The following is a 24,986-nucleotide window of genomic DNA, read 5'->3' as shown; positions in this document are numbered from 1 at the left end:
CTAACTGCCGAGCAGCGGAAGGGTCCGGGGGATGTCCGAGTCGGGCAGCTGGCCGAGGGCGAGCGCGGCGAACCGGACGGCGAACGGTTGCCAGACCTCCTCGATGTCACCGAGCACCTCGACGCAGGCGTCGACGACCACGTCGGCGGGCAGGCGCAGCTCGGTCAGGATGGTGGACCCAGCCGCCCAGGTGCTGACCATGTCCCGGTCGCACTCGATGTGGAACTGCAGCCCCCAGGCCCGGTCACCGAGGCGGAATGCCTGGTGGGGGTAGTGCGTGGAGGCGGCGAGCAGCACCGCGCCGTGGGGCAGCTCGGTGATCTCGTCGACGTGCCACTGCAGCACGTCGGGTGCGAGGGGCACAAACCGGAACAGCGGGTCGGTGGCGGCGGCGTCGCGCTTGCCGACCAGCGCGGGCCCGATCTCCGGGCCGGCGGCGCTGCGTTCGACGGTGCCGGCGTGCGCGGTGGCGAGCAGGTGGGCACCGAGCCCGATGCCGAGGGTCGGGATCCGGTGGCGGACGGCCTTGCGCAGCAGCCCTTCGACCGCAGGCAGCCAGCTGGCGGCCGGGTCCGGACCGACTGCGGACGGACGGCCACCGAGGACGATCACCGCCGGTCGGTCGGCCAGGTCGGCCGGGACCGGGTCGTCGGCGTACGGGCGGCACACCTCGATCGGCAGGCCGGCTTCGGCGAGCCACTCCCCCAGCCGTCGCAGGTCGTCGGTCGGGTCGTTCTCGATCACCAGAGCGCTGCCCACGTGTCGAGGCTATCCAATCGGCCGGGGCGGTGACCGTAGGTGGTGCCTGCGTGCTCGCGGTTGCGTACTCGTAAAATCTGCTCGCTCGGACCGGGACCAGATCTGCTCGCTCGGACCGGGAACCTCGCGTAGTCTCGCGCCGGTGACCGACCCGCGACCGGCCGACCGCCGAGGTGGCGAGCCGCGTTCCCCAGCGGCTGAGCCGGTCCGACCTGGCGCTCCGACGCTGCACCCGCCCGCGCTGCGACCCGGTGACGAGGTCCGGATCGTGGCCCCGGGTGGGCCGGTCGCAGCGGAGCCGGTCGAGCGGGGGATGGCCGTGCTGGCTGCCTGGGGCCTGCGGCCCCGGTTGGGCCGGCACGCGCTGGGCCGGCACGGTTTCCTGGCCGGCACCGACCGGCAGCGGGCCGCCGATCTCGCCGAGGCGTTCGCCGATCCGGCGGTACGGGGCGTCGTCTGCGCCCGGGGCGGCTACGGCACCCAGCGGGTGGTGGACCTGCTGGACATGGCGGCGGTACGCCGGGATCCGAAGGTGGTCTGCGGCTACTCGGACATCACCGCGCTGCACCTGGCGCTGTGGCGGGGTGCCCGGTTGGCGACGCTGCACGGGCCGGTGGCGGCATGGGACGACGAGCGGACCCCGGCGGTGTCCGCCGGGTCGCTGCGCCGGGCGCTGATGGAGCCGGTGCCGACGGTGCTCACCCGGTCGCCGGACGAGGCCGGCGCGGCGGTGCTGGTGCCGGGTCGGGCCGACGGCACCCTGCTCGGCGGCAACCTGACCGTGCTCGCGGCCTCGGTGGGCACCGCCGACCTGCCGGACCTGACCGGGGCGATCCTGCTGATCGAGGAGATCGGTGAGCCGCCGTACCGGGTGGACCGGCTGCTCACCCAGCTGCGCCGGGCCGGTGCGCTGGAGCACCTGGCCGGGGTCGCGGTCGGCCAGTTCACCGACTGTGCCGACCGGCACGGGGTGGACGTCGCGCAGGTGCTGGGCGAGCGGCTGGGCGACCTCGGTGTACCGGTGCTCGGTGGGCTGCCGCTCGGGCACGGGCAGACCCCACGCACCGTCGGCCTCGGCGTACCAGCCACCCTCGACGCCGCCGCCGGCACCCTCACGGTCTCCCCCGCCGTGCGCTGACCTGAGCTGGCCGGACTCTCAGCCCACTGACAGCTTCGGCACGGGTTGCGTTGAGGGCGGCCGGGCACCGTCGGTCAGGTCATCGCACCACACCGAGACGACATCCGGAGGTCGACTTGTCCAGAAGGATCACGAGGAAGCGGGCGCTCGCCGGCCTGGCTGCGGCGGGCGTGCTCAGCGTCGGGATCGCGGCGCCGACCATCGCCTTCGCGCAGGAGGGCGCCGAGCCGAGTGCAAGTGCCAGCGCCGACGGATCGACCGGCGAGGAGCGCCGGGCGGCGAAGACGACCGAGTTGGCTGAGGCGCTGGCCGCGGAACTCGGCGTCTCCGCCGACGACGTCACCGCCGCCCTGGAGAAGGTCCGTGAGGAGCGGGCCGGCGACCGGCCCGAACGCGGAGATCGGCCGGAGGGGACGGCCGACCGGCAGGCCGCGCTGCAGGAGCGGCTCGACGCGGCGGTCGCCGATGGGAAGCTCACCCGGGCCGAGGCCGACGCGGCGCTCAAGGCGTACGAGGAAGGGGTGCTCGCCGGCCCCGGACGCGGCGGTGGTCCGGGCCGTGGCGGCCCGATGGGCGGTACGGACGAGGAGCCGAACGCCGCCGAGTCGCCGGACGGCACCTGACCCGATCCCGCCCCCGAAAGGTCCTGGCGCCGGAACGCCCTTCGCGGGGTTGCTCCGGCGCCAGGATCGTCTTCGCGCCGGCCGGCGGCGGCCGGGGACGACGAGCCGGCTCAGGCGATGCAGGCGCAGACGATCAGGGCGGCGCCGAAGTGCGACGCGGCGCTGACCCGGGCGGCGGGGTGCGGCTCGTCGGAGCAGACCACCGCGCCGAGCCGGCCGGGGGTCAGCCAGTCGAGCACGGCGAAGGCCAACGCCATGATGCCGAGCCCGATCAGTCCGAAGAGGACTGTCGAGGCGAGCCCTTTGGTGAACGACGGGTAGCTCGTCAGGATCGCGGTGAAGACGATGCCGGCGACGCCGAGCTGGTTGGCGGCGAGCAGCAGCGCCGCGTTGCCGTTGCGCTGAACCCAGATCAGCTCGCGCAACTTCCCAGGGGTGAGCCAGTCGACCACCACGAAGCCGGCCGCCATCAGAGCGACGCCGACCGCTCCGAAGACGATGCTCTGCCAAGCTCCGGTGAGCAGATCCTCCAGCACGCACGTTCCTCCCGATCGGGTCGCCGCGGGGGCGGCGAGTGTCGGGAGGGACGATAGCGTGGCGGCGCCAGCCTGCTCAGAGCGCGCCGAGGTAGCGGCGACGCTCGTACGGGGTGACCTCGCGGCGGTACTGCTCCCATTCGGAGCGCTTGTTGCGCAGGAAGAAGTCGAAGACGTGCTCGCCGAGCACCTCGGCGATCAGCTCCGAGCTGGCCATCACCTCGATGGCCTCGGAGAGGTTCTCCGGCAGCGACTCGTACCCCATCGCCTTGCGCTCGGCGGCGGACAGCGCCGACACGTCGTCCTCGGAGCCCGGCGGCAGCTCGTAGCCCTCCTCGATGCCCTTGAGGCCGGCGCCGAGCATCACCGCGAAGGCCAGGTACGGGTTGGTCGCCGAGTCCAGCGAGCGGACCTCGACCCGGGCCGAGTTCGGCTTGCCGTACGCGGGAACCCGCACCAGCGCGGACCGGTTCAGGTGCCCCCAGCACACGTACGCCGGGGACTCGGTGATCCGGTCCGGCAGCGCCTGCGGGAACAGCCGCTTGTAGGAGTTGACCCACTGGTTGGTGACCGCGGTGTACTCGCGGGCGTGCACCAGCAGTCCGGCGATGAACGCCTTGGCGACCTTGGAGATCTTCATCGGATCGCCGGCGTCGTGGAAGGCGTTGCGCTCGCCCTCGAACAGCGACAGGTGGGTGTGCATCCCGCTGCCCGGCTGGTCGGTGAAGGGCTTGGGCATGAAGGTCGCCGCGACGCCGTGCGACAGGGCGACCTCCTTGACCACGTGGCGGAAGGTCATGATGTTGTCGGCGGTGGTCAACGCGTCGGCGTAGCGCAGGTCGATCTCCTGCTGGCCGGGAGCCACCTCGTGGTGGCTGAACTCGACCGAGATGCCGATCCGCTCCAGGGCGAGCACCGCCTGGCGGCGGAAGTCACGGGCCACCGCGTGGGTGGTGTGGTCGAAGTAGCCGCCGGAGTCGACCGGCACCGGGGTGGACCCGTCGGCCGGGCTGTTCTCCAGCAGGAAGAACTCGATCTCGGGATGGGTGTAGAAGGTGAAGCCCTTGTCGGCGGCCCGGGACAACGCCCGGCGCAGCACGTGCCGGGGATCAGCCCAGGACGGCGTACCGTCGGGCAGCAGGATGTCGCAGAACATCCGGGCGCTCTCGCCGCTGACGCCGCCCTCGAACGGGAAAACCTGAAATGTGGTGGGATCCGGCATGGCGACCATGTCGGACTCGAAGACCCGGGCGAACCCTTCGATGGCGGAGCCATCGAAGCCGATGCCTTCTTCGAATGCTGCCTCAAGCTCCGCCGGCGCGACCGAGACGCTCTTGAGCGTGCCGAGCACGTCGGTGAACCACAACCGAACGAAACGGATGTCGCGCTCTTCCAGAGTACGGAGCACGAACTCCTGCTGACGGTCCACGTCTACCCCTCGTGACACTGGTCTGCCCGGACCGGTTCCATTCTCCGCGCTGCTGCCCTCCAGCGCAGGACCAGGTGCTGTCGGCTCCCACCTGAGCTGCCCAGTCTTTACCGACCTCGTTACACCGACGTTACGGGACCGCTCCGGTCGCGCACCTGGCGGGGCCAGCCGACAGTCCATACCATTCCGGCTCTTTGCTACCAATCGTCACGAAGGGGATATTAGACCACGATCACCGGGGCGCACCGGGGCATGTCCGCACAGTCACCTGACCGGTCCCCACCGCAATGCGTCTGCGACCGGCGGGGTGGTCGGAGTCGCGCTGGGGGAAGATAGCGACATGCCGACGCTGCGCATCGCCCTCGCCCAGGTCAACCCCACCGTTGGCGATCTACCGGGCAACGCCCGACTGGTCCGCGACTACACCCGTACGGCGGTGGACGCCGGCGGGCAACTGGTCGTGTTCCCGGAGATGATGCTCACCGGCTACCCGGTGGAGGACCTGGTGTTCCGGGAGTCGTTCGTCGCCGCCGCCCGGTCCGGCGTCGGGCAACTCGCCGCCGACCTGGCCGCCGACGGGTTCGGCGACGTACCCGTGCTGGTCGGCTACCTCGACGCCGACGGGCCGGCCGCGATCAGCGCCGAGGCCGACCCCGGCCGGGGTCCGCGCAACGCCCTCGCCGTGTTGCACGGCGGCACCGTGGCGGCCACCTACTTCAAACACCACCTGCCCAACTACGGCGTCTTCGACGAGGACCGCTACTTCGTGCCGGGCACCGCGTTGACCGTCGTGCGCGTCGGCGGGGTCGACGTGGCGTTGACCATCTGCGAGGACCTGTGGCAGGCCGGCGGACCGTTCACCGCCGCCCGCCGCGCCGGCGTCGGCCTGGTCGTCACGGTCAACGGGTCGCCGTACGAGCTGGACAAGGACGACGCCCGGCTGCCACTGGTGCGGCGGCGGGCCGCCGAGGCCGGCGCCACCGTGGCGTACGTCAACCTGGTCGGCGGCCAGGACGAACTGGTCTTCGACGGCGACTCCATGATCGTCGCCGCGGACGGCACACTGCTGGCCCGCGCGCCGCAGTTCGTCGAGCATCTGCTGCTGCACGACCTGACGCTGCCGGCCGCGGACGCCCCGGCGCAGGACCGCGCCGCGACCCCGGAGACCGCCGACGCGACGGCCACCCCGGAGACCCCGGACGGCCCGGACCGGATGACCGTCGACCGGGTGGCGGTCGGTGACCGGCCGGTCGACCCGACGGGTGGGCCGGTCAGCGGCGGGGTCGCCGAGCCGCTGCCGACCGAGGCGGAGATCTGGTCGGCGCTGGTGCTCGGGCTGCGCGACTACGTCCGCAAGAACGGCTTCTCCTCGGTGGTGCTGGGGCTGTCCGGCGGGATCGACTCGGCGGTGGTGGCTGCGATCGCGGTGGACGCGCTCGGCCCGGACCGGGTCGTCGGCGTCTCGCTGCCCAGTCAGTTCTCCTCTGAACACTCCCGGGCCGACGCCGCCGAACTGGCCAAACGGACCGGCCTGGACTACCGGATCGAGCCGATCCAACCGATGGTGGACCCGTTCCTGGCCAACATCTCGCTCTCCGGGCTGGCCGTGGAGAACCTGCAGGCCCGGGTACGCGGGGTGATCCTGATGGCACTGTCCAACCAGGAGGGCCACCTGGTGCTGACCACCGGCAACAAGAGCGAACTGGCGGTCGGCTACTCCACCCTGTACGGCGACTCGGTCGGCGGCTTCAACCCGATCAAGGACGTCTGGAAGTCGCTGGTGTGGACGCTGGCCCGGTGGCGCAACGACGACGCCGTGCGACGCGGCGACGAACCACCGATCCCGGAGAACTCGATCGCCAAACCACCCAGCGCGGAGCTGCGGCCCGGTCAGCTCGACACCGACTCGCTGCCCGACTACGCGCTCCTCGACGGGGTGCTCACCGGCTACATCGACGGCGATGCCGGCCGCGACGACCTGGTCGCCGCCGGGCACGATCCGGCGCTGGTCGACCGGGTGCTGCGGATGGTGGACCTCGCCGAATACAAGCGGCGGCAGTCGGCACCCGGCACCAAGATATCGATCAAGGCATTCGGCCGCGATCGACGGCTGCCGATCACCAACCGGTGGCGGGAGCCCGGCGACGGATGAGACCCACCGGGTGCCGGGTGAGGTGTGAATTCCTGCACTGAAGCCTCTCCGCGCCGGTGCCACCGGTGGCACCATCGGGACGTACCCCGGGGACCGCGACCGCGGCCACGAGGGTGAGAGGAGACGACGATGTCCCGATCCACGCCGGGCGCCGGGCCCAGCCAGTCAGCCACGTCCACCGAGCCGGCCGATCCCGCCACGCCGGCCGAGGCCGTCGCACTGTACGGCGGACCGGTCAGCCGCCGGGTCCGCACCCGTGACCTGGCCGCCGCCAAGGAACGCGGCGAACGGTGGGCCATGCTCACCTCGTACGACCAGTACACCGCCGCGATCTTCGACCGGGCCGGCATCCCGGTGCTGCTGGTCGGCGACTCCGCGGCGAACAATGTGTTCGGCCACGAGACCACCGTGCCGGTCACCGTCGACGAACTGCTGCCGCTGGTCCGGGCCGTGGTCCGGGCCACCCGGGGCGCGCTGGTCGTCGGCGATCTGCCGTTCGGCTCCTACGAGGAGGGGCCGACGCAGGCGCTGCGCACCGCCGTACGGTTCATGAAGGAAGGCGGCTGCGGCGCGGTCAAACTCGAGGGCGGCCGGCGGGTCGCCGACCAGATCGCCGCGCTGACCGGGGCCGGCATCCCGGTGATGGCGCACGTCGGCTTCACTCCGCAGCGGGAGCACACCATCGGCGGCTACCGGGTGCAGGGCCGTGGCGACGCCGCCGACAAGGTGATCGCCGACGCCCACGCGGTCGCCGAGGCCGGCGCGTTCGCCGTGGTGCTGGAGATGGTGCCGGGGGTGGTCGCCAAGCGGATCACCCACGACCTGCCGGTGCCGACGGTCGGCATCGGCGCCGGCCCGGAGACCGACGCGCAGGTGCTGGTCTGGCAGGACATGTCCGGCATGCGGTCCGGCCCGACCCCGCGGTTCGTGAAGCCCTACGCCGACCTCGCCGGGGTGCTCGCCGACGCGACCCGCCGGTACGCAGACGACGTCCGTGCCGGCCGGTTCCCCACCGCCGCACACACCTTCTGACCGACCGCCGTCACCGTCCGGCCCGGCGGATCGCGAGATCCGCCGGGACTGGGCGGAGCTCACAGATCGGTGACCCGCACCCCGGAATGCGCCTTGTACCGGCGGTTGATGGCGATCAGGTTGGCGGTGAACGCCTCGATCTGGTGCGCGTTGCGCAGCCGGCCGGCGTAGATGCCCCGCATGTCCGGGATCCGGGCGGCGAGCGCGGCGACGACCGCCGCCGCCTCCCGGTCCTCGGCGCAGATCAGGACGTCCAGGTCGATCCGCTCGATCTTCGGGTCGGCCAGCAACGGCGCGCTCAGGTGGTTGAAGGCGGCGCAGACCCGCGAGTCGGGCAGCAGCGCCGCGGCCTGCTGTGCGGCGCTGCCCTGTGCCACCGGCAACGGGTACGGGCCCTGCTTGTCGAAGCCGAGCGGGTTCACACAGTCGACCACGATCTTGCCGGCGAGCGGGTCGCGCAGTGCGGCGACGGTCGCCTCGTGACCCTCCCACGGCACCGCGATGATCACCAAGTCGGACCCGCCGGCCACCTCGTCGTTGCCGCCGCCGCTGATCACCCCGGCCGCGACCCCGGGCAACGCGGCGATCTCCTTGGCCGCGGCGGCGGCCCGGGTACCGTCGCGGGACCCGATGCGGACCGGCTGACCGGCGCGGGCGAGCCGGTACGCCAGGCCCCGTCCCTGGTCGCCGGTGCCGCCGATAATGCCGACCGTGAGGCCGGAGACGTCGGGCAGTGTGCTGGCGTCATATCCCATCCGCTCATCCTCACCCACCGGACGGCCGCACGGGACCGGACCGTGACGTCGACCACCACCCGGTTCCGCACCGGCCACCACCTGCTCCGAGATGTGGTCAGCCGCCGTCCGCGACGGGGACCGGTCCAGGCTCGTCGGCCGGGTACCGGAAGATCACCCGCCGGCTGGCCGGGTCGGCGGTGACCAGCCGGACCCGGACCCGTTCGCCGACCGGTGGAGCGCCAGTGCAGCGGGCGATCACCGCCGGCTCGTCGAGGGCGACGGTGCCGCGCGGCGCCCGCTTCGCGGTGCCCGGGTCGGCGTCCAGCACCGCAACGTCGAACTCCGCACCGACCCGGTTCGCCAACAGCACCGCCTCGGTCAAGTCGATCGCGGCGCGGGCCGCCGCACCGGCGGTCCGGTCGGTACCGGCCATCACCTCCGGCAGCCGGGGCAGCGCCTCGGCGACCGACGGGGGTACCTCCCGGCCAGCGGTCACCGCCAGGCAGACCTCCGTGGCGTACCGGTCGGCCAGCCGCCGCAACGGCGCGGTGACGTGGGCGTACGGGGCACCGACCCCGCCGTGGCCGGATTCTGCCGGCGGCTGGCCGGCGAACGCGGTGTACCGGGCACCGCGCAGCAGCTCGGCGGCGTGGTCCAGGAACGCGGCGCCGCGCGGCTGTGCCGCGTCTACTCCGGCGGTGACCTCACCGACGGCTGCGCCCGGCGGCCACCAGACACCCAGGGCACGGGCCGCCGCCTGCAGCCGGGTCACCGCCGCCGGTTGCGGTGCCGGCATGGTACGCAGCAGACCGACGCCGGCCCGCAGCATGATGTCGGCGGCAGCCATTCCGGTGAGCAGCGAGATCTGGGCGTTGTGCTCCTCGATCGGCAGCGGTTGACGCAGCACCAGTCGCCAGCCGTGGCCGGCTGGTTCGACGTCCTGGTCGGGCAGCGGGAGCGCGACCGCGCCCCGCGCCGCCGCCCGCGCGCTCAGCAGCCCGCCGATGCGCGGCAGCCGGGCGATCGGCTCGGCGAGCTCAGCGAGCCGACCGGCGGTCAGTGCGGCGTGCACGGTCGGGTAGTCGAGCTGCGCCCGGCTGCGGACCCGGGCGCGTTCCAGCCGGGTGTCGACCAGTGCGCCGTCGGCGGCCAGGTCGAGCGTCCACACGACGGCCGGCCGGACGGCGTCGGAGGTCGGCCTCCGGCGGCGGTACGCGCGACGCAGCCTCGTCCGCCTCGCGTTGCGCCGCGGGCGGGAACGCGGTGGGCAGTTCCAGCTCGCGGCGCAACGCGCGGAAGTCGATCCGGGACGCGGTCAGGCGGGGCAACGGCACGGATCATTCCTAATCAGCCGGCCGCCACGGACGCGCCGGTGGCGCGTCGGCGGCCGGTAGGTCAGGGTGTGCCGATGCGGCGGCCGTGCGCCCTGGTCAGCGGCCAGCCTTGCGGGCGGTCTGGGTCCCCGCCTTCTTGGTGGTCTTCTTCGCGGTCTTCCGGGTGGCCGCCGCCTTCTTGGCGGTACCCCGCTGAGCGGGGGTGGCGTTCTTCGGTGAAGTGGCTCGCTGCACCCGGCCAGCGGTGCGTTTCGTCGCGGCTGCCACCTTCTTCCCGGCCCGGCCGGTGGTGCCCTTGGCCGGCGTGGACCTGGTCGCGGTCGTCGTCGCCGTGGTTTTCGCGGCCGTACTCTTGCCTGCGGTCGCGGTCTTCCTCGCCGGGCTGGTCTTGCGCGCGGTGGCTGTCGTCTTCTTGGCTGGAGTGGTCTTGCGCGTTGTGGCCGTCGTCCTGCGCGCCGCCGGGCTGGTCTTCTCGGCCGCAGCCTTCTTCGCCGTCGGGCTCGTCTTGCGCGCCGTCGGGCTGGTCTTCTTCGTAGCGGGTTTCCTTGCCGCCGTCGCGGACGCCTTCCGTGCGGACGTCTTCTTCGCTGCCGGGCTCGTCTTCTTCGCCGCGGTCTTCGTGGTGCCGGTGCTCGACGCCCGCCGGGTGGCGGGACGGGTCGCGGCTTTGGTGCCAGCAACCATGGCTTTCTCCTCCTTGCGGACTTTCAATGGATTTGTCCCCTATGGAGACTGTGGAGTCTCCGGAATCCGACCCAGGTAGGCCGGACCGGCCTAGTCCTGCTCCCCGGTCCAGCGGGCGTCCTCGGTCTCCCACTCCTCGTTACGTTCCGACACCCGCTGCAGCGCCTGCTCAGCTTCGGCCTTCGAGGCGTAGGGACCGAGCCGGTACTTGGCGGCACACAGGTCCGCCCCGGACTCCACGCGCTGATGACGCAGGCACCAGAAGTACTCGCCATCAGGTCCGCTGTCGCTCACGGAAACACTGTGCACGGAAAAACGGCAAAGCGCCACCGTTTCGCGCAAAATGTCCATGCCTTTCCATCATAGACGCAAGCCATTCCTATCCGACGCCAACACTGCCCAATTGGCGCTCCGACCCGGAAAAGGCCTACGGCACAGGCAATTCCGCTGAGGGGGTACGCCTGCACCGGCAGCGGTGGTGCACGCTGGGAACCGGTCGTCGTTCGATGGTCGTCGGGCGGAACGGCGCGCCGATACCCTCCCATCAAGGAGGGAGTCCATGCGATCCGGACGCCTGGTGCAGACCGCGTTCACCGACCTCCGGGCAACCCGTGCCGGCGCCGTCAGTCCACACCGGCCGGGAACGCGGTCTCGATCAGCCGCCGCAGCCCGTGTCCGTCGTCGACGGTCACGTCCGGCACCCCGTCGGGCTGGCCGCGTTCCCGACCGGTGCGGGCCGAGACCATCAGCACTGCGGCACCGGCACCGGCCCGCCGCGCGCACGGGATGTCCCGGGCCGGGCTGTCCCCGACGAACCAGCAGTCCGCCACCGGTACGCCGAGTGCCCGCGCCGCGAGCCAGGCGACCTCAGGGTTGGGTTTACGCACCCCTGCCTCGTCGCTGTAGATCTGTACGGCGAACCGGTCGCCAAGACCGACAGCGTCCAGGAAGTCGCGGTGCGCGGCACCGCACAACGTGTTGCTGACGATCGCCAGCGGCAGACCGGCGTCGGCGGCGACGTCCAACGCGGTACGGATACCGGGGCGTACCGCCCAGTCCGCACGCCGGGTCCACGCGTAGCTCAACGCGGTCGCCTCGCGCAGCACCGCGTCGCGGGCCGGGGCCGGCCAGCCGGGTGTGATGAACTCCCGCCAGACCTGTTCGTGGCCGTACTCCCGGGGGCGGTCCTGCTCGCCGATCCGGTCCCGCCAGGCGGCGTACTCGCGTTGCCCGTCGATCAGCGACCGGGTGATCCGCTCGGCGGACAACGCGTCGCCGACGAGCGCGCAAAGCCGGTCGACCAGGTGGGTCGGCTGCGGTGACATCGAGGGGGCGTCGACGATGACTCCGCCGAAATCGAGCAGCAGGGCGCGAGGGGTGGGCAGCATCCGACCATCATCCCCGGCGGGCGGGCTCGCCGGCGACTCCGGACCCCGCCATGTTCACGCAAACATCGCGAGCACTGCTAGTGTCAGCACGGCTTCCGGCGTACCCCCGGCACCGGGCATCGCCAACACCGGGAGAGGAAGGTGTCGACGCCCGATGAGCTCGACCGCACCCGACCCGCCGGGGCGTCGCCCACGCCGGGTGTCGATGGCCGACGTGGCCCGGCTGGCCGGGGTCTCCACCCAGACCGTCTCCCGGGTGTCCACCGGGCACCCGGGAGTCGTCCCCAGCACCCGCCAGCAGGTCGTCGCCGCGATGCAGCAACTCGGCTACCGACCCAACAGCGCCGCCCGGGCGCTCAAGTACGGCGAGTTCCGCACCATCGGCGTGATCACCTTCACCCTGTCCACCACCGGCAACAGCCACACCGTGGAGGCGATCGCCACCCACGCCGCAGCCGAGGGTTACGTGATCACGCTGATCCCGGTCGCCGCTCCCACCCAGGACCGGGTGCTCGGTGCCTTCACCCGGCTCGGCGAACTCGCGGTCGACGCGGTCATCGTGATCATGGAGGTGCACCTGCTCGACACCAGCACCGTGCTGCTACCTCCCGACGTGCACCTCGTCGTGGTCGACTCGGATGCCGGCGACCGCTACCGGGTGGTCGACACCAACCAGGCCGACGGTGCCCGGCAGGCAGTCCGGCATCTGCTCGACCTCGGCCACCGTACGGTGTGGCACGTCGCCGGGCCGCCGGAGTCGTACGCCGCAGAGCGGCGGGCGGCCGCCTGGCGTACCACCTTGTCGCAGGCCGGCCGCCAGGTGCCGGCGCTGCGCCGCGGCGACTGGTCGGCCGGGGCCGGTTACCGGGCCGGACTCGAACTGGCAGACGAACCGGACTGCACCGCGATCTTCGTCGCCAACGACCAGATGGCGCTCGGGGTGCTGCGGGCCATGCACGAACGCGGCCGGGTGGTGCCGCGTGACGTCAGCGTGGTGGGCTTCGACGACATCGCCGAAGCCGGCTCGTTCATCCCGCCGCTGACCACCGTCCACCAGGACTTCGCCGAGGTCGGCCGGCGCTGCGTCGAGGCGGTGCTGCACCAGGTCCGCACCGGCACCGCGCAGACCGGCACCAACCTGGTACCGACCCGCCTGGTGGTCCGGGCCAGTACCGCCGCCCCGCCGACGGCACGCTGACCCAGCGGCGCCGACGGCACGCTGACCGGATCCCACGACCGGTCAGTGCGCCGTCGGCACCGCCCGTACCGAGACCCCCCGGGGCGGCAGCGTTTCGGCCGGACCGACCAGCGGTACGCCCGCCACGTCGGCCAACGACACCGGCTCGTCGGTCCGGTTGATCAGGAACCAGTGCTCGCCCCGGACGGCCAACTCGACCCGGCCACGCAGCCGCTCCGGCAGGTCGCTGCGCACCCCGGCGGCCGTCGCGAACCGCGCCAGCACACCGGCCAGATCGGACACCCCGAGCCGGGTGGAGACGTAGCCGGCGGAACCGGCACCGACCGTACGGCGGGTGACCGCCGGCCGACCGGCGTACTCGCCGGTGCGGTACGCCGCCAACACCTCGACCTGCGGATCGGTCACCGTGACGCGGTCGGTCCACAGCTGCCCGGTCGCGCCGGTGTCCAGCACCACCTGTGCGCCGTCGGGCAGCGGGCCGAACTCCTCGATGCGCAGGCCGAGCAGATCCCGCAGCGCCCCCGGGTACCCGCCAAGCCAGATGTGGTCGTGCTCGTCGACGATGCCGGAGAAGTAGGTGGTCACCAGGTGACCACCGGCGGCGACGTAACCGCGCAGCCGGTCGGCGAGCGCCGCCGGCACCAGATGCAGGATCGGGGCGACCACCAGGCGGTACCCGGAGAGATCGGCGGCGACCGGCAGCACGTCGGTCCGGATACCGAGGGCGAGGAACGCCGAATACCAGTCGAGCGCCTCCTGCCGGTACCGCAGCCGCGACGTCGGATGGGAGTCCTGCTCGCAGGCCCACCACGATTCCCAGTCGAACAGGATCGCCGCCGGTGCCGGCGTGCGCGGGCTGCCGGCGACACCGGCCAGGTCGGACAGCGTACGGCCGAGCTCGGCGACCGAGCGGAACAGGTCGCTGTCGGCCCCGGCGTGCGGCAGCATCGCCGAGTGGTACTTCTCCGCCCCGGCCGCCGACTGGCGCCACTGGAAGAAGCAGACCGCATCGGCGCCGTGCGCCACATGGGTCAACGAGTCCCGGGCCAGTTCTCCGGCGCGTTTGGGCAGGTTGACCGGCTGCCAGTTGACGGCGCTGGTGGAGTGCTCCATCAGGAACCACGGCCGTCCGCCGGCCAGGTTGCCGGTCAGGTTGGCGGAGAAGGACAGTTCGTCGAGGGCCTGCGGTCCCGGGTGCACGTAGTGGTCGTTGGCGACGAAGTCGACCTCACCCGCCCAGTCGGCATAGTTCATCCCGGACGACTCCCCCATCACCATGAAGTTGGTGGTGACCGGCATGTCCGGGGTGACCGCCCGCAGCACATCGCGTTCGGCGCGCAGGTGCTCCCGCAACGCGTCGGAGGAGAACCGCTTGAAGTCCAGCTGCTGGGTCGGGTTCGGGTAGGAGGCGGCCTGCCGGGGCGGCAGGATCTGGGTGAAGTCGGTGTACCGCTGCGACCAGAACGCCGTACCCCAGGCGTGGTTGAGCGTGTCGATGTCGCCGTAGCGGTCCCGCAGCCAGGTCCGGAACGCGGCTGCGGCGTCATCGGAGAAGTCGTACACGTTGTGGCAGCCGAGTTCGTTGGAGACGTGCCAGGCCGCCAGCGCCGGGTGGTCACGGTAGCGCTCGGCGATCGCCCGGACCAGGCGCAGCGCGTACGCCCGGAAGATCGGCGAGGTGGGCCGCCAGTGCTGCCGGGCACCGGGCCACACGGTGGCGCCGTGCCGGTCGACCGGCAGGATCTGCGGGTGGGCGGCGGTCAGCCACGGCGGCGGCGAAGCGGTCGCGGTGGCCAGGTCGACGGCGATGCCGTTGGCGTGCAGCAGGTCCATCACGTCGTCGAGCCAGGCGAAGTCGAACTCGTCCGGGCCGGGCTGCAGCCGTGCCCAGGAGAAGATGGCCAGCGAGACGATGTTCACCCCGGCGGCGCGCATGGCCGCCACGTCGTCGTCCCAGACCGACCGGGGCCACTGTTCGGGGTTGTAGTCGGCACCGTAGCCGATCCGGGGGCCGCCGTTGCCCGGCCAGCGCAGCCAGCGGTAGTCGCCACCGAATGCCACGTACGTCTCCTCGCTTCTGGGGGGTGGGTGCGCGGGCCCGGCACCGGCCATCGCGGCGGTGCCGGGTCCGCGCCGGGTCAGCTGACGGTGAAGCCCTGGTCGGTGCCGTAGCTGGCGCAGGTGTCCCGCCAGGCGTCGAGCGCCCCGGTCAGCGGGCTGTCCGACACGTATGCCTGCCCGACGGTGTCGTTGAACACGCTGTTGGCGTACACCTGGAACGGTAGGTAGGACCAGCCGTCGACGACGTTGCCGGCCGACTCGGCGAAGATCTCGTTGGCCTGCTGCCCGCCGAAGTACGCGAACTCGGTACCGAGGAACTCCGGCGACTGCAGCTGCGCGGTGGTGGCCGGGAAGGCACCGCCGTCGACCCGGATCTGCACCCCGTCGCCGGCGTTGGCGTACTCGATGAAGCCGTACGCCAGGGCCTTGTTCGCCGCAGCCGAGGGAATCGCCAGCGAACTGCCGCCGTTCTCGGCGCTGGCGGTGCCGCCGGCGTCCCACTGCGGCAGCGGGGCGACCCGCCACTTGCCGGCACCGTCGGCGACGCCGGAGATCAGGTTGGCCGGCATCCAGGCGCCGGTGGCGAGGCTGGCGATGGTCCCGTCGGCCAGCCCCTGGTACCACTGGTCGCTCCACGGGCTGACCGGGGCGAGCAGGTCCTCGCTGATCAGCTGCTGCCAGGTGTCGGCGAACCGGGCCGAGCCGTCGTCGGTGAAGTCGATGCGCACCTCGGTGCCGTCGACCTGGAACGGCTGGCCGCCGGACTGCCAGATCAGGCTGGTGGTGAATCCGGCGTCGCCGACGTCGTTGGTGATGTACACCTGCGGGTCGGCCCGGTGCAGTTCGCGGGCGGCGTCGACGTACTCCGCCCAGGTGGCCGGCACGTCGATGCCGTGCTCGTCGAACACCTCCTGGTTGTAGAACAGCGCCATCGGGCCGGAGTCCATCGGCAGACCGTGGACGCCGCCGCCGGTGTTCACCGACGACCAGGGTCCGGGGGTGAAGGTGTCGGCCAGGTCGCCGGCCCCGTAGCCGGTGAGGTCGGTGACCGACCCGGCGAGGGCGAACTGCGGCAGCGCGTAGTACTCGATCTGGGCGGCGTCGGGCAGCCCGTCACCGGCGGCGATCGCATTCTGCAGGGCGGTGTACTGGTCGTCGCCGGTGCCGGCGTTGACCAGCTCCACGGTCACGTTCGGGTAGGCGGTCTGGAAGTCGGTGACGACCTCGGCGAGGGTCGGCTCCCAGGCCCAGACGGTCAACTCGCCGCCGGCCTCCAGGGCGGCCTGCACGTCGGCGGCGGAGACCTGCTCGTCACCGGCGGAGCCGGTCGGGTCGTCGCCGGAGCCGCAACCGGCCAGCGCCAGGGTGGCCGCCGCAGCGATCGCGACCGCCCGCACAGTGGTGCCGTTCATGGGGTGTCCCTTCGGTGATGGGTGGTCACTCCTTGACGCCGCCGGCGGCCAGACCCGACTGCCAGTAGCGCTGCAGGAGCAGGAAGGCTGCCAACAGCGGCAGGATGGTCAGCAGCGACCCGGTGATGACCAGGTGGAACACCGGCTGACCGCCGGCGGTGGCGGCCTGGGCGTTCCAGGCGTCCAGGCCGAGGGTCAGCGGGTACCAGTCCGGGTCCTTCAGCATGATCAGCGGCAGGAAGTAGTTGTTCCAGGTGGCGACCATGCTGAACAGCAGCACCGTGACGATGCCGGGAGCCAGCAGCGGCAGGCAGATCTGGAACAGAGTGCGCATCTCACTCGCCCCGTCACAGCGCGCCGCCTCCAGCATCTCGTCGGGGATCGCCTCGGCGGCGAAGACCCACATCAGGTAGAGCCCGAACGGTGTGATCAGCGACGGGATGATCACCGCCCACGGGGTGTTGGTCAGGCCGAGGCGGCTGAACATCAGGAAGGTCGGCACGGCCAGTGCGGTGCCGGGCACGGCGACCGCGCCGATGACGATCGCGAAGACCGCCCGTCGGCCGACGAAGTCGAACTTGGCCAGGCCGTACCCGCCGAGGGTGGCGAGCAGGGTGGCGCCGCCGGCCCCGGCGACCACGTACAGCAGGGTGTTGCCCAGCCAGCGGAGGAAGATCCCGTCGTCGTAGCGCAACGTCTCGACGACGTTGTCCCACAGTGCGAAGTCGTCGGCTAGCCACAGACCGAACGACGAGAACAGGCCCTGTTGCGACTTGGTGGCGTTGACCAGCAGCCAGATGAGCGGGACGAGGCTGTAGACGAGGACCATCCCGGTCAGCGCGGTCAGGGTCAGGCTACGTCCGGGTCTGCGCACCCGGGTGGGGGCGGGCCGCCGCACCCGGGCGGGGCCGGGCGTCACTGCCCCTCCCGGATGCCGCGCAGCTGGACAAGGTACGCGATCGCCATGGTCACCAGACCCATCACGATGGCGACAGTTGCCGAGTAGTTGTACTGCTGCCCGGAGAACGACAGCGAGTACGCGTACAGGTTGGGGGTGAAGTAGGTGGTGATCGCGTTGGGTGCCAGGTGCTGCAGGATGCTCGGTTCGTTGAACAGCTGGAAGCTGCCGATGATGGAGAAGATGGTGGCGACGACCAGTGCGCCCCGGATGGCCGGCAGTTTGATGGCGCGGATGACCCGCAGCTGACCGGCGCCGTCGACCTCGGCCGCCTCGTACAGCGACGTCGGAACCACACGCAGCGCCGAATAGAAGATGACCATGTTGTAACCGACGAACTCCCAGGTGACGATGTTGCCGATGGACAGCAGCACCAGGTCGGGGTGCAGCGGGTCGGGCAGCGTCACGCCGAGCGCGTCGTTGATGTTGCCGACCAGCCCGAACCGGGTGCCGTACATGAAGCCCCACATCAACGTGGCGACGACGGCCGGTACGGCGTACGGCAGGAAGACCGCGACCCGGAAGAAGCTCCTGCCGTACAACCGGCCGCTGTCGATGGCCAGCGCCACCAGCAGCGCGAGGAACAGCATGATCGGCACCTGGACGGCGAGAAAGACGGCCACCCGGCCGAGCGCCGACCAGAACTGCGGGTCCGTCAGCGCCCGCTGGTAGTTGTCCAGCCCGACGAAGGAGTTGCCGCCGATCAGTTGCCGCCGGTAGAGGCTGAGGTGGATCGCGTAGCCGATCGGCGCGATGAAGACGAGCGCGAAGACCAGCATGAACGGCGCGACGAACTGCCAGCCGGCCAGCGAGCGCCGGCGCGGCAGCCTGCGGGGTCGCGCCTGAGGAATGGTCATCACGCCCAACCCTTGGTAGCCGAAGGCCTTGTTTGCGCAAACATCGACCACAGCCACGTGATGTTTGCGCAAACATCGGGGTCCGATGTTTGCATCGCCCCGGCCCCGCGTCAACCCCGGCCCGTCAACCCGTTCAGCTGGGCACGGACCGGCTCGGCGTCGGGATGCCGCAAACTGTCCAGGATGCCCACTGCCGCGCCCCAGCACGCCTCGGCCGCCGCCAGATCTCCGGTGTCGTAGCCGACGTCGCCCAGGTCGCTGAGCACCAGCGCCTCCAGATGCCGGTCACCGAGCCGACGGAACAGCTCCAGCGCCTCCTGGTAGCAGACGGCGGCCTCGTCCGGGTCACCGAGATGCTGGTACGCGTACCCCAGGCTGTGCCAGGTACTCGCCTGCCCGGGCCAGTCACCAAGCTCCCGCAGCAGCTGCAACGCCCGCCCGCACCAGTCGAGCGTCTCGGCGTACTCGCCGAGCCGGGCGTGCTGCCAGCCGACCACATTGAGCGCCTTGCCCTCCCCCCGCCGGTCACCGGCCGCCGCGTACAGCTCGTACGCCGTCCGCCCGTGCGCCAACGCGTCGCGGTGCCGGTCCTGGCGCTCCCGCAGCAACGACAGGTGCAGGTGGGTGAGCCCCTGCCGGGCGAGATCCCCCCGGCTCTGCTCCAGCTCCAAGGCAGCTTCAAGGTGATGATGCGCCTCGGCGTGCCGGTTGGTCCGCAGGTACGCGCGGGCCAGGTTGCGATTCGCCACCGCCTCCGCGGCGATGTCGCCGACCCGCCGGGCCAACTGCAACGCGGACCGCTGCATGACGGTCAGCGCCGACCAGTGCCCACCCCGGTCCAGATAGGTGTACGCCACCTGAGTCAGGTGCAGCGCCTCGGCCCCCAGCCCGGCGACGACAGCCGCGTCGAAGACCGCATCCAGGTTGGTCTGCTCGATGGTGAACCAGGTCAGGGCCGCTTCGCTGTCCGCCGGGTACTCGGCGACGACGCCGGGGCGGGCCGGACCGGGCACCGGCGGAGCGGGGTTCGGCTGCAGGGTTCGGTCGGCATGATAGGCACTGTGGACATAGTGGTCGACCAGCCGCCGCAGGGCGGCGTCGAGCGCCGACCCGGTTTCCAGCTGCCGGGCCCGCTCTGCGGCGTAGACCCGCAGCAGGTCGTGCAGACCGTGACGCCCGCCGGGACACGCGTTCAGCAGGTTCGCCCGGACCAGCTCGGCGAGCAACGGTCGCACCCGGGCCACCGGCAGACCGGCGAGACTCGCGGCCGCCGGGGCCGACACGGTCGGACCGGGGTGGATGCCGAGCAGCCGGAACAGCTGCGCCGCCGACGGGCTCAGCGCCTGGTACGACCAGGAGAAGACAGCGCGGACCCCGAGCTGCGGATCGTCCGGTGCCAGCGCGTCGAGGCGGTGCTGGGCGACCCGCAGCTCGGCGGCGAGCGCCGCCAACGGCATCTGCGGGGCGATGACGACACGCGCCGCGACGACCGCCAACGCCAGCGGCAGGCCGGCGCACCGGGCGACGATCCCGCCCACCGCCGCCGGCTCGGCGGCGCACCGCCGATGGCCGATCCGGCGCCGCAGCAGTTCCGCCGCGTCCGCCGGATGCAGCAGATCGAGGGTCAACGGCTGGGCGCCGTGCGCGGCGACCAGCCCGGTGAGCTGGTTCCGGCTGGTCACCACCACCAGGCACTGCGGCGAACTGGGCAGCAGCATCCGTACGTGAGCACTGTCACGGGCGTTGTCCAGCACGATCAGCAGCCGACGACCGGCCAACGTGGTGCGGTAGAGCGCAGCCTGCGCGTCCGGGTCGTCCGGCACCTGGGCCGGCGGTACGCCCAACGCGTCGAGCAGCAGGCGCAGCGCGGTCGCCGGCTCGGTCACCGACCCGTCCGGGTCGAACCCACGCAGGTTCAGGTAGAGCTGCCCGTCGGGGAACCGGTCGGCGACCTGGTGCGCCCACTGCACGACGAGGGTCGTCTTGCCGACCCCGGCGGTGCCGCTGACCGCCACGATCCGGACCGTACCGGCCGGGGCGGTCCGCCGCGCCGGCCCGGTGTCCGGCGCAAGCCGGTCAAGCTGAGCCATCTCGGTACGGCGGCCGCTGAAGTGACCCAGCGCGGGCGGTAGCTGCCGGGGCACCACCCGGACCACCGGGTCGACCGCCGGCTCCGCCGGCACGGTGACGCGACGGCGCTCGTCGACCCGGTCCCGGGCGCTGGCCAGCACCCCCCGCTCGATCGGACTGGCACCGAGCAACCCGACCAGCACGTCGAACCGGTCCGTCGGCGGCAGCGTCTTCCCGGTGAGATACTCCGCCACCGCCGTGTGCGACCAGCCGGCGCGGGTGGCCAGCACCCGGTAGGACAGCACCCGCTGGCCCTCGCGGCGGGCGTGCCGCCGCCGCAACGCCCTCAGCAACGCGGCGAGGTCGTCCACTGTCCGTACCCCGGCGGCATCGCGTACCAGCCGGTCGGGCGGCCGCGTGTCCACTCTATGCACCATCGCGACTCTCACGACCCTCACTGGTCAGCCAGCACTGTGGCGACCCGCCGTGCGACGACCCGCTCCGCAGCGGATGCTAGTCGGTGTACGCCGATGTACGGAGATGATCGTGATCACCCTCCTGCCCCCGGTCGACAACGCACCCTGAACGTGTACGGATGCACACCGGACAGAGAGGATGCCGGCCGATGTACTGGTCCACGCGGGTTCGCGGGTAGCGACGGCTTACTACGGTCAGGCGGCGGGTGACCGGACGGGGCCCCGGTCACCCGCGTGTTCGTTCCCGGCGTACCGCCCACCGCCAGGCCCGCCGGCCGGCAGACTGGGTCGATGGACGACGAGCCGACCATCGGACACCGGTCGGTCCGCTGGCGGACCTGGGCGCCGCTGACGGCGCTGACCGCCGTCGTGCTGGCCGGCGGCACGCTCCGGCTCGCCGGCGCCGGCCCTGCCGCCGACGGGGTGTGGGCGGCCGCCACGGTCGCCGCGCTGCTGCCGGCGCTGCGCTGGATGGGTCAGTCGCTGCGCCGGCGGCGGATCGGCGTCGACGTCATCGCCGTACTCGCCCTGGTCGGCGCGCTGCTGGCCGGCGAATACCTGGCCGGCGCGGTGGTGGCGCTGATGCTGGCCAGCGGGCACACCCTGGAGACGTACGCGCAGCGACGGGCCGGCCGGGACCTGCAGGCGCTCGTCGCGCACGCGCCGCGTACCGCCCGGCGGCGGGCCGCCGACGGTACCGTCGCCACCGTCGACGTGGGTGAGATCGCCACCGGGGACCGGCTGGTCGTCGGCCCCGGGGACGTGGTCCCGGTCGACGGCGTCGCCGAGGAGCCGGCCACCCTCGACGAGTCGGTGGTGACCGGCGAGTCGCGGCCGGTGGAGCGGGCCGCCGGGGAACGCGTCGCCAGCGGGGTGGTCAACGCCGGGACCGCGTTCGCGCTGCGCGCCGTCGAGACCGCGCAGGGCAGCACGTACGCCGGGATCGTCCGGCTGGCCACCGAGGCCGGTGCCGGCAAGGCACCGACGGTACGCCTGGCCGACCGGTACGCCGCCGCCTTCGTCCCGTTCACCCTGGTGCTGGCCGGGGCCGGCTGGATCGTCTCCGGTGAGTTCGTCCGCGCGGTCGCGGTACTGGTCGTCGCCACCCCCTGCCCGTTGCTGCTGGCCACCCCGGTCGCGATCGTCGCCGGGCTGTCCCGCGCCGCACGCCGCGGCGTGCTGGTCCGCGACGGCGGTGCGCTGGAGCAGCTCGGCCACGCCCGTACCCTGCTGGTCGACAAGACCGGGACGTTGACCACCGGCAGGCCGGAGACCGCCGACGTGGTCACCGGCGACGGGGCCGACCCGACCGAGCTGCTGCGGCTGGCCGCCTCGGTGGAACAGCTCTCCCCGCACGTACTGGCCGGCGCGGTGGTCCGGGCCGCCGGCGACCGGGGCCTGCGGTTGACCGCCCCGGCCGAGGTCACCGAGGATCCCGGCCGGGGCGTCCACGGCCGGGTCGACGGCCGTACGGTGCGGGTCGGCCAGCCGGACGGGCCGCTGCCGGACTGGGCGGTCCAGGTCCGGGACCGGGCCGAAGCCGACGGGCTGTCGGCGGTGTGGGTCGGCGTGGACGGCGTACCCGCCGGGGCGATCCTGCTGCGCGACCCGGTGCGGCCCGATGCCGCCGGCACGGTGCGGCGGCTGCGGCAGTCCGGGTTCACCCGGCTGGTCATGCTGACCGGCGACCGTCGGGAGGTGGCCGAGCAGGTCGCCGCGCAGGTCGAGGTGGACGACATCGTGGCGCACTGCCCGCCACAGGAGAAGACCGCCCGGGTACGCGACGAGTCGGCCCGCGCGGTGACAGTGATGGTCGGCGACGGGGTGAACGACGCCCCGGCGTTGGCCGCCGCCCACGTGGGCGTGGCGGTCGGCGGCACCGGAACCAGCGCCGCGGCCGGGGTCGCCGACGCGGTGCTGACCGGTGACCGGCTGGACCGGCTCGCCGACGCGGTCGACATCGCCCACCGGTCCCGGCGGATCGCGGTGCAGAGCGCCTCGGTCGGCATGGGCCTGGCGGTGGTGGCGATGGCGGTCGCCGCGTTCGGCCTGCTGCCGCCGGTGGCCGGCGCGTTCACCCAGGAGGGTATCGACGTCGCGGTGATCCTCAACGCGCTGCGCGCCCTGCGCCCCGGACACCGCCCGACCCGCTACGCCGTGACCCAGGTCGGGCAGTGACCCTGGTTCAGGCCGCCAAAAGGTCCGACAACGCCGCCATGTGCGGCACCTGGCCACGGTGCTGCCGAGCCTGCAACACCAGGTTGGCCACGACCAGTGACGGGTCGACCTGCGGCACACTGATTCCGAGGTGCCGGCTGACCCAGGGGGCGACCTCGCTCCACCGGTAGAACAGCGCGCCGTCGCGGGCCGGATTGACCGGCGGCGGGAAACCGCCGGGGCCACGCTCACCGGTGACGTACCGACGGATCGACTCCCAGCTCTGGCCAACTCGCTGCGCGATGTCCGCCAGCGTCACCAGGTCCTGGTCGATCAGCCGCAGCGCGGTAAGGCCGACCGACTCGACGGCTCGGACGGCTGTCGCGATCGCGTCCGCGATGGTGTCCGCCTGCCGGTCGAACTCCGCGACGGGGAGTCCGCCCTCGACGCCGAAGGCCGCGTCGTCACATCCGGCGGCGGCGAACAGGGCATCGACCTCGTCGTCTGTCGGACTTCGATCGAGCACGAGAGTAAAGGTGTGTACGGTCAACGTCGCACTCCGCATCCCGGGTATGCCGTGCCTACAACACACCCGGGGGCGGTGCACTTTTGCACCACCCTCGGGTGTCGATCGGTGGCGGGGCGGCGGTAGCCTCGGGGCGCGTGGACGTCGGCGAGATCATCGGGTTGCTGAGCAGGGTGTACGCCGCAGCGAACAGCCACGTCGACGACGCCGGGCAACACGTGCACCGCGTACCGTCGACGATCCCCGCCGCCGACCTGGCCGCACTTGCCGCGCACGGCCTGGCGCCGAACACCTTCCGCCGGTTCGAGCACGACGACGCGGTCACCGGACTGCGCCGGCTCGCTGCCGCCGTACCGGAACGGGTCGCCGCCGACGCCTTCGTCGCCGGGCTGGGCAGCGCGTCGCGCAGCTGGCGGGCGGTGCTGCCGGCGTGGGCGCTCGGCACCACCATGCCGGCGCATCCGGGTCCGATCGGCGACCGATGCTGCGACGTCTGCTCCCTGACCGCCGAGACGACCCTCGACACCACGCTCGCCTGGTGGCAGCGGGCCCGGTCCGGGTCACTGCTGCCCGGCGACGTGTGCGGCTACCTGCTGACGTTGGAGTCGGCGACCCCGCCGCTGCCGGCACCGCAGCCGTACGACGTGTGGGTGCTGCACGAGATCCTCGACGTGATCCGCTCGCTGCCGGCCACGACCCGGGCCGGCGGGGCGGTGCAGGCGCTGCGGGCAGCCGGGCTGCTGCCCGGTGCCGACAAGTGGACGTACCGGTCGCTGTTGGAGGATCTCGCCTTCGTCGGCGTCCTGCAGACGGCGGACCATCCGGGGATGCTGACCGCGTTCACCACGGCCCGCGATCGGGACCGGCGGCCGAGCGCCCGGGTCGAGGTGGACGCGCCGCTGTCGTTCTGGCGGGCCGCCGACGGGGTGACCGAGTCGCTGGCGCGGCGGCTGTTCGGGCACCTGCCCCGGCCAGCCGACCGACCGCCGGCACCGACCTCAGTGTCAGCGAAGCCGGTGTCAGCGCGGCGTGGTGCCCGGTCGGCGCCGCTGCCGGTGGCGCTGCGCGGCGAGGTCCGCGCCGGCGACCTGTACGCCGTACGCTGCTGCGAGGACGCATGGGTGCTGGCGTACTGCCATCGGGTGGACGATCGCGGCGGCCGACGGTACGGCCTGGTCGAGTATCTCGACGGGGTGTTCGCCGCCCAGCCGACCGCCGCCGATGTGGACGCCACGGTCGACCGGCGGCTACGCGGCCGTGGGTCGGACCGCTGGCAGATGTGGACGTCGCGGTTGGACGCCACCACCGGGGTACGCCGGATCGCCCGCGACATCGCTGCGCCGGTCGACGATCGGCCCGCGCCGGAGCGGGTGTCCACCGGCGGAGCGAAGGACCTGGCACACCTGGCATCGTGGTGCTTTCCTGGCATGTGACCGGTTTCTGGCACATGGTCGCGGGG

Annotated in this window: 22 protein-coding genes; 8 read left to right on the top strand and 14 right to left on the bottom strand. The window is 72.4% G+C overall.

Annotated features, from left to right (window positions below):
- Entirely contained in the window at nt 1-759 is a 759-nt protein-coding gene (locus O7543_RS29995) for a type 1 glutamine amidotransferase (protein WP_281550785.1), read from the bottom strand.
- 226 nt (nt 760-985) lie between these two features.
- Here O7543_RS29995 and O7543_RS29990 point away from each other — a divergent pair, with 226 nt between their 5' ends.
- Both O7543_RS29990 and O7543_RS29985 read left to right on the top strand, forming a co-directional pair.
- Nucleotides 986-1,897 (top strand): LD-carboxypeptidase, encoded by a 912-nt coding sequence (locus O7543_RS29990; RefSeq protein ID WP_281555644.1) that lies wholly within the window; start codon nt 986-988, stop codon nt 1,895-1,897.
- A 116-nt stretch (nt 1,898-2,013) separates the two neighbouring features.
- Complete coding sequence (locus O7543_RS29985) at nt 2,014-2,520, top strand: hypothetical protein (protein ID WP_281550786.1); 507 nt, start codon at nt 2,014-2,016, stop codon at nt 2,518-2,520.
- 110 nt (nt 2,521-2,630) lie between these two features.
- Here the strand turns inward: O7543_RS29985 and O7543_RS29980 are convergent, their stop codons facing one another.
- Nucleotides 2,631-3,056: a DUF350 domain-containing protein gene (locus O7543_RS29980; protein WP_281550787.1), complete on the bottom strand. Its 426-nt coding sequence runs from the start codon at nt 3,054-3,056 to the stop codon at nt 2,631-2,633.
- A gap of 76 nt (nt 3,057-3,132) precedes the next feature.
- Entirely contained in the window at nt 3,133-4,485 is a 1,353-nt protein-coding gene (gene glnA / locus O7543_RS29975; protein ID WP_123602782.1) for a type I glutamate--ammonia ligase, read from the bottom strand.
- A gap of 340 nt (nt 4,486-4,825) precedes the next feature.
- On the opposite strand from glnA, the gene O7543_RS29970 reads away from it, so the two are divergent.
- Nucleotides 4,826-6,637 (top strand): NAD+ synthase, encoded by a 1,812-nt coding sequence (locus tag O7543_RS29970; protein WP_281550788.1) that lies wholly within the window; start codon nt 4,826-4,828, stop codon nt 6,635-6,637.
- A gap of 129 nt (nt 6,638-6,766) precedes the next feature.
- Nucleotides 6,767-7,669: a 3-methyl-2-oxobutanoate hydroxymethyltransferase gene (panB, locus tag O7543_RS29965; protein WP_281550789.1), complete on the top strand. Its 903-nt coding sequence runs from the start codon at nt 6,767-6,769 to the stop codon at nt 7,667-7,669.
- Between the two features lie 59 nt (nt 7,670-7,728).
- Here the strand turns inward: panB and npdG are convergent, their stop codons facing one another.
- The 3 genes from npdG to O7543_RS29950 all read right to left on the bottom strand — a co-directional run bounded on the left by npdG (nt 7,729) and on the right by O7543_RS29950 (nt 9,974).
- Entirely contained in the window at nt 7,729-8,424 is a 696-nt protein-coding gene (gene npdG / locus O7543_RS29960; protein ID WP_281550790.1) for an NADPH-dependent F420 reductase, read from the bottom strand.
- A 97-nt stretch (nt 8,425-8,521) separates the two neighbouring features.
- The gene (locus O7543_RS29955) at nt 8,522-9,574 is read right to left on the bottom strand and encodes an RNB domain-containing ribonuclease (protein ID WP_281550791.1); all 1,053 of its coding nucleotides are present in this window, start codon (nt 9,572-9,574) and stop codon (nt 8,522-8,524) included.
- Nucleotides 9,575-9,836: 262 nt separating this feature from the next.
- Nucleotides 9,837-9,974, bottom strand: a complete 138-nt coding sequence (locus O7543_RS29950; RefSeq protein ID WP_281550792.1) for a hypothetical protein — start codon at nt 9,972-9,974, stop codon at nt 9,837-9,839.
- A gap of 10 nt (nt 9,975-9,984) precedes the next feature.
- Between O7543_RS29950 and O7543_RS29945 the strand changes: the two genes are divergently transcribed.
- Nucleotides 9,985-10,503: a hypothetical protein gene (locus tag O7543_RS29945; protein ID WP_281550793.1), complete on the top strand. Its 519-nt coding sequence runs from the start codon at nt 9,985-9,987 to the stop codon at nt 10,501-10,503.
- 11 nt (nt 10,504-10,514) lie between these two features.
- Here the strand turns inward: O7543_RS29945 and O7543_RS29940 are convergent, their stop codons facing one another.
- Nucleotides 10,515-10,718, bottom strand: coding sequence for a hypothetical protein (locus O7543_RS29940; protein ID WP_281550794.1), 204 nt, complete (start codon nt 10,716-10,718; stop codon nt 10,515-10,517).
- A gap of 329 nt (nt 10,719-11,047) precedes the next feature.
- Complete coding sequence (locus O7543_RS29935) at nt 11,048-11,812, bottom strand: HAD family hydrolase (RefSeq protein WP_281550795.1); 765 nt, start codon at nt 11,810-11,812, stop codon at nt 11,048-11,050.
- A gap of 154 nt (nt 11,813-11,966) precedes the next feature.
- Between O7543_RS29935 and O7543_RS29930 the strand changes: the two genes are divergently transcribed.
- On the top strand, nt 11,967-13,010 hold the full coding sequence (locus O7543_RS29930; protein WP_281550796.1) for a LacI family DNA-binding transcriptional regulator: 1,044 nt from the start codon (nt 11,967-11,969) through the stop codon (nt 13,008-13,010).
- A gap of 42 nt (nt 13,011-13,052) precedes the next feature.
- Here the strand turns inward: O7543_RS29930 and O7543_RS29925 are convergent, their stop codons facing one another.
- The 5 genes from O7543_RS29925 to O7543_RS29905 all read right to left on the bottom strand — a co-directional run bounded on the left by O7543_RS29925 (nt 13,053) and on the right by O7543_RS29905 (nt 20,793).
- Entirely contained in the window at nt 13,053-15,071 is a 2,019-nt protein-coding gene (locus O7543_RS29925) for a beta-galactosidase (RefSeq protein WP_281550797.1), read from the bottom strand.
- Between the two features lie 77 nt (nt 15,072-15,148).
- Entirely contained in the window at nt 15,149-16,483 is a 1,335-nt protein-coding gene (locus tag O7543_RS29920; protein ID WP_281550798.1) for an extracellular solute-binding protein, read from the bottom strand.
- A gap of 25 nt (nt 16,484-16,508) precedes the next feature.
- Complete coding sequence (locus O7543_RS29915) at nt 16,509-17,402, bottom strand: carbohydrate ABC transporter permease (RefSeq protein ID WP_348650062.1); 894 nt, start codon at nt 17,400-17,402, stop codon at nt 16,509-16,511.
- Nucleotides 17,399-18,298, bottom strand: a complete 900-nt coding sequence (locus tag O7543_RS29910; RefSeq protein WP_281550799.1) for a sugar ABC transporter permease — start codon at nt 18,296-18,298, stop codon at nt 17,399-17,401. Before O7543_RS29910 ends, O7543_RS29915 begins: the two co-directional genes overlap by 4 nt.
- A 110-nt stretch (nt 18,299-18,408) precedes the next feature.
- On the bottom strand, nt 18,409-20,793 hold the full coding sequence (locus tag O7543_RS29905) for a tetratricopeptide repeat protein (RefSeq protein WP_281550800.1): 2,385 nt from the start codon (nt 20,791-20,793) through the stop codon (nt 18,409-18,411).
- 342 nt (nt 20,794-21,135) lie between these two features.
- Here O7543_RS29905 and O7543_RS29900 point away from each other — a divergent pair, with 342 nt between their 5' ends.
- Nucleotides 21,136-23,022 (top strand): heavy metal translocating P-type ATPase, encoded by a 1,887-nt coding sequence (locus tag O7543_RS29900; protein ID WP_281550801.1) that lies wholly within the window; start codon nt 21,136-21,138, stop codon nt 23,020-23,022.
- Nucleotides 23,023-23,029: 7 nt separating this feature from the next.
- Here O7543_RS29900 and O7543_RS29895 read toward each other — a convergent pair whose 3' ends face one another.
- Nucleotides 23,030-23,551 (bottom strand): hypothetical protein, encoded by a 522-nt coding sequence (locus O7543_RS29895; protein WP_281550802.1) that lies wholly within the window; start codon nt 23,549-23,551, stop codon nt 23,030-23,032.
- 113 nt (nt 23,552-23,664) lie between these two features.
- Here O7543_RS29895 and O7543_RS29890 point away from each other — a divergent pair, with 113 nt between their 5' ends.
- Complete coding sequence (locus O7543_RS29890) at nt 23,665-24,960, top strand: hypothetical protein (protein ID WP_281550803.1); 1,296 nt, start codon at nt 23,665-23,667, stop codon at nt 24,958-24,960.
- The last annotated feature ends 26 nt before the right edge of the window (nt 24,961-24,986 follow it).

This window comes from Solwaraspora sp. WMMA2080 (genome assembly GCF_027497395.1).
Taxonomy (GTDB): domain Bacteria; phylum Actinomycetota; class Actinomycetes; order Mycobacteriales; family Micromonosporaceae; genus Micromonospora_E.
Note: the sequence above shows the minus strand (reverse complement) of the source record. Positions and strands in the feature narration are given on the sequence as shown.

Coding starts and splice junctions, on each gene's coding strand:
- O7543_RS29935 (WP_281550795.1), bottom strand. CDS start 11,812: ATGCTGCCCACCCCTCGCGCCCTGCTGCTCGATTTCGGCGGAGTCATC.
- panB (WP_281550789.1), top strand. CDS start 6,767: ATGTCCCGATCCACGCCGGGCGCCGGGCCCAGCCAGTCAGCCACGTCC.
- O7543_RS29900 (WP_281550801.1), top strand. CDS start 21,136: ATGGACGACGAGCCGACCATCGGACACCGGTCGGTCCGCTGGCGGACC.
- O7543_RS29920 (WP_281550798.1), bottom strand. CDS start 16,483: ATGAACGGCACCACTGTGCGGGCGGTCGCGATCGCTGCGGCGGCCACC.
- npdG (WP_281550790.1), bottom strand. CDS start 8,424: ATGGGATATGACGCCAGCACACTGCCCGACGTCTCCGGCCTCACGGTC.
- O7543_RS29970 (WP_281550788.1), top strand. CDS start 4,826: ATGCCGACGCTGCGCATCGCCCTCGCCCAGGTCAACCCCACCGTTGGC.
- O7543_RS29910 (WP_281550799.1), bottom strand. CDS start 18,298: ATGACCATTCCTCAGGCGCGACCCCGCAGGCTGCCGCGCCGGCGCTCG.
- O7543_RS29930 (WP_281550796.1), top strand. CDS start 11,967: ATGAGCTCGACCGCACCCGACCCGCCGGGGCGTCGCCCACGCCGGGTG.